Raw genomic sequence first — 12842 nt, 5'->3', positions numbered from 1 at the left:
GTTGAATCAGCTCGTGAAAAACTTGAGAGGGCTTATGGTGCCCTCAACTAGTCAGAACTTGTGTGATGAAGTACTAGTTCGTTTTCTTGCCATATTTCTACACTGTGAGCAATATTTTGATGATGTGCTTCGATATAAGCATGCATCATTTGCTCTGTGATCCACGTTCCTTCGGCGTCGAGTCGTTGCTCACGGCAAGCATTGATAACGTGCGAAAAAGCGTGATTAACAGTGACTCGAACCGGAGCACGTTTTAAGTGCTTTTTTAAACTACGACTGACATGAAATTCATTTAACTCAATAATACCGCGCATGCTAGGTGACCACCACATAATTGGTTCGTAATCACTAAACCATGGGAAAATACCATTTTTATAAGCATGTTTAATGCGGTTAACTGATAAATCACCGCCAATAGCTAATAAACCATCAGGCTCATCGAGGGCGTATTCAGGATTTGGGAAATCTACACTCTCGGGTGAGAGCTGATAAAGTTGCTTGATCATATCAGCATTATCGTTGTTATTTATTATGATTCTAGCAAAATTTTAGCCATAAAAAAGGGGCTGTTCTTCGACAACCCCAACAAAGCTAGTATTTAGCAATAGATTATAGATTATCTAAAAAGCGCTCAGCATCTAGGGCAGCCATACAACCTGTACCTGCTGATGTGATTGCTTGACGATAAATGTGATCACACACATCACCTGCAGCGAATACACCTGGTACGCTTGTTTGTGTCGCATTACCGTTTAAGCCTGATTCAACTACTAAGTAGCCATCTTTCATTTCTAGTTGACCTTCGAACATGTCAGTGTTTGGCTTATGGCCAATTGCGATGAATACACCTGCAAGGTCAAGGTTTTCAGTCTCTTCTGAGTCAGTTGCTTTAATGCGGATGCCAGTTACACCCATTTCATCACCAAGAACTTCATCTAAAGTACGATTGTAATGTAAAACAACATTACCGTTTGCCGCTTTTTCATTTAAACGATCAGCCAGAATCTTCTCGCTACGGAAGCTATCGCGACGATGGATCACGTGTACTTCGTCGGCGATGTTAGATAAGTAAAGAGCTTCTTCTACTGCCGTATTACCACCACCAACAACAGCAACTTTTTGACCGCGATAGAAGAAACCATCACAGGTTGCACAAGCAGAGACACCACGACCTTGGAAGTTTGTTTCAGATTCTAAACCTAAGTACTTAGCAGACGCACCTGTTGCAATGATTAATGCATCACAAGTATATGTGCCTGAATCACCTGTTAAAGTGAAAGGGCGCTTAGTAACATCAACTTTGTTAATGTGATCGAAGATAATTTCAGTTTCGAAACGTTCAGCGTGCTCTTTCATACGTTCCATTAATGCAGGGCCAGTTAAGCCATGCGCATCACCAGGCCAGTTTTCAACTTCGGTCGTTGTTGTTAATTGACCACCTTGTTGAATTCCTGTGATTAGAACAGGGTTAAGGTTGGCACGTGCAGCATAAACTGCCGCCGTATAGCCCGCAGGTCCAGAACCCAAAATTAATAGTTTACAGTGTTTAGCGTCACTCATGGTTTTTCCTAAAAACGTTTCAATACGATGTCTATGCGACCGATTCTAAGAAAAACAAGGCGGATGTAAACAAAAGGCTCGATTATTTTTTTTGGTAAATCGCAAAGCTGTCAAATAATCCTTACTCATTATGATTTAAGCTGCTCTTTTTGCTTGTTAAATGAACTATTTCTCAATTGTTATGCCTTCAAAGTACGTTTATTCATGACCAAGCAATATTTTTTTGGTATGTTTTAGCTAATTTTGATATTAGCTTTAGTTATGAGCTAAATAAATGAACAGGCAATTATGGTATTTTGGCAGGAAAAGCCCGCATTCGGGCTGACTACGGAAGACTTACAGGTCTTAACCAATGCAAAAGAGTATCGCATTGAACTATTGCGTTTAATTCGTTCAGCGACAAAAAGAATTTATATAACTGCTTTGTATCTTCAAGATGATGAAGCAGGTCGAGAAATTTTAACGGCATTACACGAAGCCTCATTAGCTAATCCAGATTTAGAGGTAAAAGTACTGGTTGATTTTCATCGCGCTCAGCGAGGTTTAATTGGCGCTGCAAAATCTGATGGCAATGCCAGTATGTATTGTGACTTTCAGGAAAAATACCAGTCTAATGTAAAGGTTTATGGTGTTCCTGTTAAAGCGAAAGAGCTTTTTGGTGTGTTACATTTAAAAGGCTTTGTGATTGACGATACTTTATTGTACAGCGGTGCAAGTCTTAACAATGTCTATTTGCAGCAGGACGATCGTTATCGTTTAGATCGCTACTTTTTAGTGCATCAAGCTGGTTTGTGTAACTCAGTGGTAGAGTTTATTGAATCACACTTATTAAGTTCTGAGGCTGTTCCTCGTATTGATAAGCGACCTCTAGTTAACTTCAACGATATTAAAAATGCGCAAAAGCAGTTAATGCGTGATCTTAAATCAGCAAGTTATGAAAGTGCAGCAGAGGCGAGTGCGGGTGAATTAGGGGTTCGTCTTTTCTTAGGCTTAGGCCGTCGTAGTAATAAACTAAATCGTTTGATTAAGTCATTATTTGATACCACGGAAGAAGAATTAGTACTTTATACGCCTTACTTTAATTTCCCAGCACCATTAATGCGCTCTTTACGTCGCTTACTAAAACAAGGTAAGCAAGTAACAATTGTAGTAGGTGATAAAACTGCGAACGATTTTTATCTGCCTCCTAGTGAGCCTTTTAGTAAGATTGGTGCACTCCCTTATTTATATGAAACAATCCTACTTAAATTTTTAAAGTCTCAGAAGCGTCACATCGCAAATGGCAATTTAAATGTTTATCTTTGGAAACATGAAAGCAACTCTTTCCATTTAAAAGGAATTTGTTCAGATAAGCGTTTACATTTGCTTAGTGGACATAATTTGAATCCGCGAGCATGGGGTTTAGATATCGAAAACGGGATTTTAATTGACGATCCGAAGCAAAATATTCTTGAGCAAATAGAAAACGAAAAACACGCTATTTTGCAGCACTGTCGTCGTTTAAATGGCCCGCAAGACTTAGAGACAATGGATGATTATCCTGCGCCTGTTAAGAAACTTTTGGGTCAGGCAAAGCGTGTGAAAGTAGATTTTATTATCAAACGCTTTATTTAGTGGGCTTAAAGATTAGAAAAGCAGCGAAAGCTGCTTTTTTTGTGTCTAGCTATTAGCTTACTTCTGTTGAGCATCTAAAGATTGGCCGTTCACCTCTTTAGAGTCGTCGCTCATCAAGTATAAATAAGTTGGCATTAAATCTTCTGGCGTTGCTAATTTATCTCTATCTTCACCAGGGTATGCAGAAGCACGCATAGATGTGCGAGTTGCACCAGGGTTGATACAGTTCACGCGAATATTGGTTTTGCCCACTTCACAGGCCCAAGTTTGCATCATGCCTTCAACAGCAAATTTTGAGATTGCATATGCACCCCAATGCTCACGGCCTTTGCGACCAACACCAGAGGATGTAAAAATAACAGATGCACTTGGTGACTTTCGCAATAATGGAAACATAAATTTAGTGATCATGGCTTGCGCAGTCACATTCACTTTCATAATGTTTTCAAAGGTAGAAACACAAAAATGTTCAAGCGGCCCTAATGAACCCAAAATACCTGCATTGTTTAATAAACCATCTAACTTGCCAAACTGCATTTCTATAGTTGCGGCTAAATCGCGGTAGTTTTGTTTTGTTGCACCTTTTAAATCCATCGGCACGATAGCCGGCTGTGGGTAGCCTGCGTTCACGATTTCATCATAGACACATTCGAGTTTATTAGTTGTTTTACCAAGCAATATAACAGTGGCACCATGCTTGGCATAAGTTAATGCGGCTACGCGACCAATGCCATCACCCGCACCTGTTATTAGAATTACTTTGTCTTTTAGCGCATTCTCTGCGGCTTTATAAGTGTGCATAAAAGTACCATCAATTAGATTTTTTGCTATTTTAACATAGCAAAAAGCCAAGTTATCGAATTTATTGCAAATTAAGGTGGCGAAAATTGAAACTTTACGTTAACTTTAACTGGTCTAATGTCTTATTAATAATCTAATTACATTAATTTAACTTAGAATAAAGGTAGTAGAACAACTACGTTTAACTTTGAACACACAATAACAATAAGATTTGCGCGGAGCGAAATTATGAAAAAAATGCTACTCTCACTAGCCATTGCGTCAGTCATTACCGGCTGTGGTGGAGGAGAAACATTAGAAGATGTTAAAAATGACACCCCACCTGTCATCCCAACCGCGACCGTTAAATTTGACCCTGCAAATAGCGTTATCTCGGTACCTAATGACTTACTGATGAGTGGTACACTTGATGGCACTTTAAATATGCCGGGTGAATTAGACGACAACAATGTTAGTGTTGAACGCGCAGCCTATGCTGATCCTCAGCTTGCACTAGGTGCCCTTGATGGCTGGTCAACACAAACTCCGTTTAAAATCGATTTAGCATTCCCTGCGGGTATCTCACTTGATATGGCTTCTGCCGGTTCACCTGGTGCAGTTCGTATTTTTGAAGTAGTTATGGGCGCAAGTCAAACAGATGAAACCTGTTCGCAAGTACCTGCAGGCATTGCCTGTAAGTTGGTTTCTGAGCTTACCTTTGGTGTTGACTTCATTACACAAGGTTCTGGTGATGCGGTTGCCGTGATCCCACTTAAACCTTTTAAAGCGGGTAGCACCTACATAAACGTTTTAACAACGTCTTTAATGGACTCAGAAGGGCGTTCAATCGAACCATCTTCAACTTATGCACTTGTTAGTGAAGAAACACCGCTAATTACTGATTCACAAAAATCTCTGCAAGCGGTGATTAATAGCTACGAAAATGCAGTCACCTCAGGTGGCGCAATTACAAAAGATGAAATTATTTACTCTGCTGCGATGACAATGCAATCAGCAGGTCAAGTACTAGGTACTGTTAAACAGCTTTTAGCAGCTAGCCTTTCGCAACCTGCCTTACCAACACCAATGGTTCAAATTCCAGAGCAACCCGTAATTACAGTTGAGCAAGTATTCGCATCACAAGGTATTACAGGTGTTTCACCAGTATTTGGTGGTGTGCAATATCAAAAGGGTAGCGTGATGCTACCTATGTATTTAGCAACGCCTACAGGCAAAACGGTTGATGATTTATCAGCAACTTATTGGCAAGGGCTATGCGACAGTGGTGTTGCTGTACTTGGCTATGCATCTACTGCAGGTGACTCATTCCCAACAGACCCAATCAGCGAAACTGATGGTTTATGTATGGCGTTAAGTGGTGGAAAACTGCGTGATTTAGGTTTAGATCAAACTAAACACTTAACCAAATACAACACAATTCCAAAAACACAAAGCATTGCTAACGTTCCAGTACAAGTTACTAAACCAATTTTACCTGTGATCAACGCAATACGTGGTCAGTTAGGGTTGGATCCTCTGGTAATGCCTGAAGGTGGTTGGCCAGTAGTGATTCTTCAGCACGGTATTACTTCTAAAAAAGAAGATATGCTAGCAATTACAGCACAATTAACAATGCAAGGCTTTGCAACTGCTGCAATCGACCACCCAATGCATGGTGAGCGTGGTGTAGATGTAGACGGCGATGGTACTGATGACTTTAATGCTTCTACAGGTTCAGTTTTAAGCTACATGAACTTACAGTCATTATTAGTAGCGCGTGATAGCTTACGTCAATCAGTTGCTGATTTACTGGGGTTACGTTTAGGTCTTAACTTTACTGGTGCTGCTGATTTAAATGCCCAAGATGTTTCATTCTTAGGCCATTCATTAGGCTCTGTAGTTGCTCCAGCATTTGTTGCTGTGACTAATGCACCGCTAGCTGACCAAGTTGATCCAATGTTCAACGTGAAGAGTGTTGCACTTGCCAGTGGTGGCGGTGGTATCGCCAGTTTCTTAATTGAGTCAAATACATTTGGTCCTTTTGTGCAAGGCTCTGTTTTACTTGCAGCAGGCACAGCTGAATCTGCAGAGTTTGGTGCTTATGCACAAAATGAAGCGCTGTCTAACTGTGGTTCACTTGCTTCTAACCAAACAGCTTTTGTTACATGTGCGTATAAAGAGTACATTGGTTCGCTAACTATGGCTGGTGAAACTGTAAAACTTGCTAATATTCAAAGCATAATTACTCAGTTTGCTTTTGCTGCACAAACGGCGCTTGATAGTGGTGATCCTTCAAACTACGCCGCATCAGTTGCAGCGCTTGGCACACCAGTCTACATGAGTGTTGTCGTGGGCGACGGTGAAAATAACAATGCTGATATGGTTATCCCACCAATGGTGACGAGTAATCCAATTGCTGGTAGTTTACCTCTTGCCAACTTAATGGGCTTATCAACGGTTGCTGAGACACAAGGTCCAACTGCTGATGCGATGAGCTATGTGGTTAAATTCACGAAAGGTCATCACAGCTCAGTGTTAACGCCTGTAGCTACTGCTGATTCAGGTGCTACAGCGCAAGAAAGTGCAGCTGCTACAGCTGAGATGCAACTGCAAATTGCGACTTTCTTAGCAAGCCGTGGTCAGTATCTTCAGGTTACAAACTCAGATGTTGTCACTGAATAACTGAAACCTATTAATTAAGTAATAACCAATTAAGTAAAAAGCCACATCATGTGGCTTTTTTTTGCTTTAAAGCATGGTAAATTGTGGCGAATAATTAATAAGTGGAGAGTTTGATTGGAATTTTTATATGAGTACGGGTTGTTTTTCGCAAAAACCCTCACATTTGTCATCGCTATTGCTGTCATTGTTGCCATTATCATGGGAGCTGCAGTAAAACCTAAAGCGAAGAAGGGCGAGATAACCATTGATGATTTAAGTGAACAGCTTGATGATTTAAAACAAAGCTTTATCGAAAACACACTTTCAAAGAAAGAGTTAAAAGCTCACCAGAAACAACAAAAAGCAGCCGCAAAAAAACAACACAGTGAAGACCCTAAGTCACGTCTATATGTAATTGACTTTAATGGCAGTGTAGATGCGCACGAAGTAGAAAGCTTACGTGAAGAGATCACAGCTATTTTAACTATTGCAGATAAAGAAAAAGATCGTGTTCTTGTTCGTCTAGAAAGTGGCGGAGGTGTAGTGCATGGTTACGGACTTGCAGCGTCTCAACTACAACGCTTACGTAATGCAGGAGTGCATTTGACTGTAGCCATTGATAAAGTAGCGGCGAGTGGTGGCTATATGATGGCATGTGTTGCTGATGAAATCGTAGCTGCACCATTTGCAATTGTTGGCTCAATTGGGGTTATTGCGCAGATTCCTAATTTTAATAAAATTTTGAAAAAGAATGATGTGGACTTTGAGCAAATTACTGCAGGCGAATACAAGCGAACATTAACCTTATTTGGTGAAAATACAGACAAAGGTCGCGAAAAATTCAAACAGGAAATAGAAGAAACGCATGGCTTATTCAAAACATTTGTTAGTGAACAACGCCCTTCACTTGATATAGACATGGTCGCAACAGGTGAGCACTGGTTTGCTACTCAAGCCTTTGATAAAGGCTTAGTTGATAAAATTGACACAAGCGATGATATTTTATTGAGCCAAGCAAAAGAGCGTCAAATCTTCAAAGTGAAATACCGTATTAAGAAGAATTTGAGCGATAAATTAGCGGTGGGCTTAAGCACTGGTTTGAGTAAAGCAGGTGTGAGTTTAATGTCGCGTTTTAAAGGCTTAAACCCTTAAGTTTCAGTTTTAAACAGTATATAGGCAATAAAAAACCCGCTATTTAAGCGGGTTTTTTATGAGTCGTTCATAAGTAAATTATTACTTAATCGACTTATGATAGTCTTCTAAATCTTTAGCGGCATTTGGGTCGTTAAATACGTCCTCATCAAATTCACCTTCAGATTTTGCAACCACACAGGTCACCATACAATCACCTGTTACGTTTACAGCGGTACGAGTCATATCAAGTAAACGGTCAACACCAATGATGATAGCAATGCCCTCTACAGGTAAGCCTACTTGGTTTAACACCATCGCTAACATGATAAGACCAACACCTGGCACACCGGCAGTACCAACAGATGCTAGTGTCGCGGTCAAGATAACCATTAAATAATCAGAAATAGTTAAATCAACTGAAAAGACCTGTGCAATGAACACGGTAGCAACACCTTGCATAATTGCTGTGCCGTCCATGTTAATAGTTGCGCCTAAAGGTACCGTAAATGAAGCAACTGAGTTGTGAGCACCAAGTTTTTTGCTAGCAGTTTCAAGGGTAATAGGCATTGTTGCACTTGAACTTGAAGTACTAAACGCAAACAAACAGGCGTTTTTCATTTTCTTTAAAAACGTCACTGGATTTAAACCAGTTAACACTTTTAATAAGATACTATAGTTTACAAAGCCATGAATTAAGAGCGCGAAGACCACCACGCCAAAGTATAAGGCAAGGCTTGTGATGAGTTTAAAGTCTATAGTTGTGAATAACTTAGCCATTAAAAAGAATACACCGTAAGGGGCGATATTCATCAGTAGGGTAACAAGTTTTAAAATAACGGTGTTTAAGTCTTCGAACACGGTTGCAACACGTTTACCTGCTTTACCGCTTAAAGCCATCGCCACACCAAATAACAAAGCAAACACAATAACTTGCAGCATATTGCCATTTGCCATTGCATCAATTGGGTTGGTAGGAAACATTCCAATAATGACTTGTGCAAGGGTAGGTGCTTCTTTAGCACTGTAGGTCGCATCTGATGGTAGGTTAATACCTTCACCAGGATTAACTAATAGCGCTAGTGTTATAGCAACGGTGATCGCTATTGCTGTTGTTACTAGATAGAGTAAGATTGATTTTCCACCCAATCGACCTAGTTTTTTAGGGTCACTTAAGCTACATGTACCACACACCAGCGATACAAAAACCAATGGAACAACCAGCATCTTTAAACTTGCGATGAATATTTGCCCACCTACATGGAAGATACCATCCACAAAAAATGCTTTAATTGGTAAAGAGAATAATCCTAGTGGAATTAGGAAATCGTCTTCACCCGCTAAAATCGCTTGAAAGATAAAACCAACAAGCACACCCAGTACCATACCTACCATGATACGAGACGTAAGGCTTAAAGATCGTACTTTTGACATATACCTAGTCTATATTTTTATAAATTTCGCCATAGCCTACCAGCCTGAAGATTTTTATACAGGAAAATTCGACAAATATTTTAAATTAATTCGCTGTAAATCTGATAAAAAAATTATGATATTCGTTCAATTTTTAGGTTAATATTAGGTAAATATATAAATAAATTTAAAATAGCTAACTAGGGAGAGGTCAATGCCTTTATTGCGATGGCTAAGTATTATAGTTTTCAGCTCATTGTTAGTTGCCTGTGGCGGCGGTGGGTCGTTAGAGAACGATAGCGGTTCACTTGATGGAGGGGATGGTGGTACGACTGATACCCCAAGTTACTCTGTATCTGTGAAAGGTTATACAGCGGGCACAAATGAAGAGTCGAGTTCTGTAACGGTCGAATCACCATTAACTATTTCAGCAACTCTGACCAATCAGGCGGTTGCTGTATCTGGTGAAGTGATAACTTTTAGTCTTGATGGTAGTATTGGCTTGATAACACCTGCTTCTGGTACGAGCTTGACCGATTCAAATGGTGTTGCATCAATTACTGTCACTGCAGGTGATACGGCAGGAGCTGGTATCATTACTGCATCCTACATAGTTGGTGAAGAGACTTTTAGTGATACTTTTGGTTTCACATCCGATGGTTCACAAACGGGTGATAGCAGTGGCACAATTTCATTAGGGCTTTCGATTGTTGACAGTTCTGGTTTACCTTTCTCTTCAGACAACCCGGTTAGTAAAAACAACAAAGGAACGGTTACAGCTACTTTACTTGATGAAAGCACTCCAATTGCTGGCCAATTGATTTCGTTTACTACAAACTTCACAGGTAAAATTACACCCGTACTAGGTACTGCGCTAACAGATGAAAATGGCCAAGCAAATGTCACTTTAAGTAGTGGCGATTCAAAAGGCGCTGGTCAAGTTATCGCAACATATACAGATGAAAATGATAACACCATTACGAAAACGGTAGGTTTTATATCAAATGGTGATGATGCTTCTTCTGATGCTGCCCAATACTCAGTGTCTGTTCTAATGCTAACAGGCTGCAACCCTTCGTGGGATCAAAATCGAAATAATGTGAAGCTTGATCCAACTTCGCAAGCTTCTGGCTGTACTATTACTAATTCAATTTCATCAACCGAGTTAGGTGATTTATTTGTAGAAGTAATAAATGACCAAGGCGGTGATGGTGTTGCTAACTCATTGGTTGATGTAACAACTGATCTTGGTTCTGTATTACCTTCTTCAGGTCGAGCTCTGACTGATAACTTTGGTGTTGCACTTTTAAAATTACAGCCAGGAAATACAGGCGGTGCTGGTACTATTTCGGTGTCATCGTTAGGTGAAAGTGCAGATCTTAACTTTGCTGTTGGTATCGCTGATCTAGTGTTAGAAGTTGATAATGGACTAAACACAGATAGTGAAGGCAATACAATTCCTTTGAAAGCGGGTGGTAGTACTATTATTGAAGTTACCCTTCGCGACGAGCAAGGTAATTTATTTACCACGCCTACAGAAGTAGAATTTAACTCTACGTGTGTTTCAAATAATGACTCGACAATTGATGCATCGGTACAATCGTCAGCAGGTATTGCAAGCTCAACATACCGTGCTAACGGCTGTTCAATCAATGATGTGGTTAATATTACAGTTGAAACGGGCGGCAAAAATTTTACGGCGTCTACTGTTATACCTGTTGAAGTATCGGCTGTTCAATCAATACAATTTCTTGATGTTTCGGAGCCAGTGATTGCGCTTCCACCTGGTGAAGGTGGCTTACCAACACAATCAGTCGTTCGTTTCAGATTACTTGATGCGGATGGTATTGTTTCTGCACAGCAACGTATTGATTTTAAATTGACGGACTCAGTAGGTTTAGCAAAATTAACGCAAAGAACTGCTAATACAGACAACAATGGTGTTGTACAAACAACAGTGACTTCAGGCATCGTTCCTGGACCACTTGTCGTTAAAGCATGTTTTGTTTCTAAAGAAGATGTTGCTGCCTTGCCTGAAGGTGATGATTTATCTTGTTGGACAGATGAAGTTGAACTATGTGAAGCTGAACCAAGCAATGAAATTTGCCCTGCAGGGACACTTCACTTAGTGCCTTTAACTGAGCAAATTAACGCAGTGTCATCTCAACTTGCTTTATACTCTGGTGTTACAGATCAAAACAGTTTTGACTTAAGCCCAGAAGTCTTGAATCCAAATGCATTAAATTATAATGGCGTCACTAATAACCTGACAGTTTATTTTGGTGACCAATTTAATCAATTCAATAGTGATGGTGTTGAATCAACCGTTTTAACTGAGTCAGGTGTTATAGGTTCACAAAGTAATGAAGCAGTATGTCGTACTACTGATGCATCATGTGTTGTTACATGGCGCTCGCAGGGTGAACGACCTTTCTATGACTACAAATGGGGTAATAGAATTGGTGAAATTGATGGTAATACTGCAACTACTGAAGGAATAAACCCTAAAACTGGTGAAGTAAACTGCGACCCTTATTTTGGTATTGCAGCCCCATGTATTGGCACCTTAGTTCGCGCTAAAAATGATCCAAATGGTGTAATTCGAGGTGGACGAACAAGCATACTTGCGGTAGCGAAAGGTCAAGAGAGCTACGAGGATGAGGAGTCATCAGATGGCGTTACTCGTCGAAACGGGTTATTTGATGTTGGTGAATATTATACGTTATATGATTTACCTGAAGCATTTAATGACCACAATGAAAATAATACCTTTGACAAAGCTAACTGTAGCGATGCAACCAGAGATTCTTACGATGCTGATTCAGACCCATGCTCGGAGAAAAATTCACGAGGCGGTCATAATGAAACATGGCGAGATCTTGATAATGATGGTGTATATGACGGCCCTGATGGTAAATATAACGGATTGTTATGTAGTGAAGCTGCCTTTAATGCTGGGCAATGTACGCGTGATTTAATTGAAGTTCGTAAGCAGATTGAAGTAGTTATGTCTGGTGATGAACCTTATGTACGATTCGCAGTATTAAAATCAAATGAAGTAGTGACTGCTCCTTACGAAGTAGTTGTGCCAGCTGATTGTAGTTCGACATTTGCAGGTGGCTTTGAAGAATCAGATAATGCAAGCTGGTGTGATGTTGAATCGATTGATTTGTCGAGTGTTACACGCCCTAACCCGAATTACGATGAGGATGATCCTGATTCAGGCCCAGAAGATATTGATATAGGTTTAACGGGTATCAATATCCAAATTTTCTACAGTGATGAATTTGGTAATCCATTACCTGCAGGTACAGAGGTAACAATTACTGCAGACAATGGTGATTTTTCTATACTGCAACATCAAGATATTATCGGAAGCACAAATAGAGACTCAACAATGTCTTCAAGTGTACGTATAGCTCGAGAGGTTGACGGTAACCAAGACGCAGATGGTGTGCTGACCATTACATTTAATTTCGAGAATCAATTTGGTACTACAAAAACAGTAAGTAAATCAATTGCTATACTTGATGATAAATAAATTTAAGCACAATTAAATTTAAAAAATGCCAACCAGAAGGTTGGCATTTTTGTTGCTGTTCTATATATTCCCCTTGAAATTACCGCAAAACACCACATTGACTAAATTAGCAACAAAAATTGTTTAATTATTCAGTCAATGA

General features: G+C 39.9%; 7 protein-coding genes and 1 pseudogene. 4 read left to right on the top strand and 4 right to left on the bottom strand.

Annotated features, from left to right (window positions below; translation table 11 throughout):
* Nucleotides 1–74: 74 nt before the first annotated feature.
* Together ACSFVZ_RS05280 and trxB are read right to left on the bottom strand one after the other, a co-directional pair.
* Nucleotides 75–506, bottom strand: a pseudogene (locus tag ACSFVZ_RS05280) (leucyl/phenylalanyl-tRNA--protein transferase); the annotation flags it as partial.
* A 103-nt stretch (nucleotides 507–609) separates the two neighbouring features.
* Nucleotides 610–1560 (bottom strand): thioredoxin-disulfide reductase, encoded by a 951-nt coding sequence (gene trxB, locus ACSFVZ_RS05275; protein ID WP_135924978.1) that lies wholly within the window; start codon nucleotides 1558–1560, stop codon nucleotides 610–612.
* Between the two features lie 288 nt (nucleotides 1561–1848).
* Here trxB and pssA point away from each other — a divergent pair, with 288 nt between their 5' ends.
* Complete coding sequence (gene pssA, locus ACSFVZ_RS05270) at nucleotides 1849–3174, top strand: CDP-diacylglycerol--serine O-phosphatidyltransferase (RefSeq protein WP_138558710.1); 1326 nt, start codon at nucleotides 1849–1851, stop codon at nucleotides 3172–3174.
* A gap of 57 nt (nucleotides 3175–3231) precedes the next feature.
* Here the strand turns inward: pssA and ACSFVZ_RS05265 are convergent, their stop codons facing one another.
* Nucleotides 3232–3975: a YciK family oxidoreductase gene (locus tag ACSFVZ_RS05265; RefSeq protein ID WP_135924973.1), complete on the bottom strand. Its 744-nt coding sequence runs from the start codon at nucleotides 3973–3975 to the stop codon at nucleotides 3232–3234.
* A 228-nt stretch (nucleotides 3976–4203) separates the two neighbouring features.
* On the opposite strand from ACSFVZ_RS05265, the gene ACSFVZ_RS05260 reads away from it, so the two are divergent.
* Both ACSFVZ_RS05260 and sohB read left to right on the top strand, forming a co-directional pair.
* Nucleotides 4204–6636: a VolA/Pla-1 family phospholipase gene (locus ACSFVZ_RS05260; RefSeq protein WP_435558274.1), complete on the top strand. Its 2433-nt coding sequence runs from the start codon at nucleotides 4204–4206 to the stop codon at nucleotides 6634–6636.
* Between the two features lie 114 nt (nucleotides 6637–6750).
* Complete coding sequence (gene sohB, locus ACSFVZ_RS05255) at nucleotides 6751–7767, top strand: protease SohB (protein ID WP_435558273.1); 1017 nt, start codon at nucleotides 6751–6753, stop codon at nucleotides 7765–7767.
* An 81-nt stretch (nucleotides 7768–7848) separates the two neighbouring features.
* On the opposite strand, the gene ACSFVZ_RS05250 is transcribed toward sohB, so the two are convergent.
* Entirely contained in the window at nucleotides 7849–9180 is a 1332-nt protein-coding gene (locus tag ACSFVZ_RS05250; protein ID WP_135924966.1) for a dicarboxylate/amino acid:cation symporter, read from the bottom strand.
* A gap of 193 nt (nucleotides 9181–9373) precedes the next feature.
* Between ACSFVZ_RS05250 and ACSFVZ_RS05245 the strand changes: the two genes are divergently transcribed.
* Nucleotides 9374–12700 carry a hypothetical protein gene (locus tag ACSFVZ_RS05245; RefSeq protein WP_435558271.1) on the top strand — a complete coding sequence of 1109 codons (3327 nt, stop codon included), beginning with the start codon at nucleotides 9374–9376 and terminating at the stop codon, nucleotides 12698–12700.
* The last annotated feature ends 142 nt before the right edge of the window (nucleotides 12701–12842 follow it).

The sequence above is a fragment of the Pseudoalteromonas nanhaiensis genome (assembly GCF_051235485.1).
Classification (GTDB): domain Bacteria; phylum Pseudomonadota; class Gammaproteobacteria; order Enterobacterales; family Alteromonadaceae; genus Pseudoalteromonas; species Pseudoalteromonas lipolytica_C.
This window is presented reverse-complemented; position numbering and strand designations above follow the sequence as displayed.

Coding starts and splice junctions, on each gene's coding strand:
- ACSFVZ_RS05260 (WP_435558274.1), top strand. CDS start 4,204: ATGAAAAAAATGCTACTCTCACTAGCCATTGCGTCAGTCATTACCGGC.
- ACSFVZ_RS05250 (WP_135924966.1), bottom strand. CDS start 9,180: ATGTCAAAAGTACGATCTTTAAGCCTTACGTCTCGTATCATGGTAGGT.
- ACSFVZ_RS05245 (WP_435558271.1), top strand. CDS start 9,374: ATGCCTTTATTGCGATGGCTAAGTATTATAGTTTTCAGCTCATTGTTA.
- pssA (WP_138558710.1), top strand. CDS start 1,849: ATGGTATTTTGGCAGGAAAAGCCCGCATTCGGGCTGACTACGGAAGAC.
- ACSFVZ_RS05265 (WP_135924973.1), bottom strand. CDS start 3,975: ATGCACACTTATAAAGCCGCAGAGAATGCGCTAAAAGACAAAGTAATT.
- trxB (WP_135924978.1), bottom strand. CDS start 1,560: ATGAGTGACGCTAAACACTGTAAACTATTAATTTTGGGTTCTGGACCT.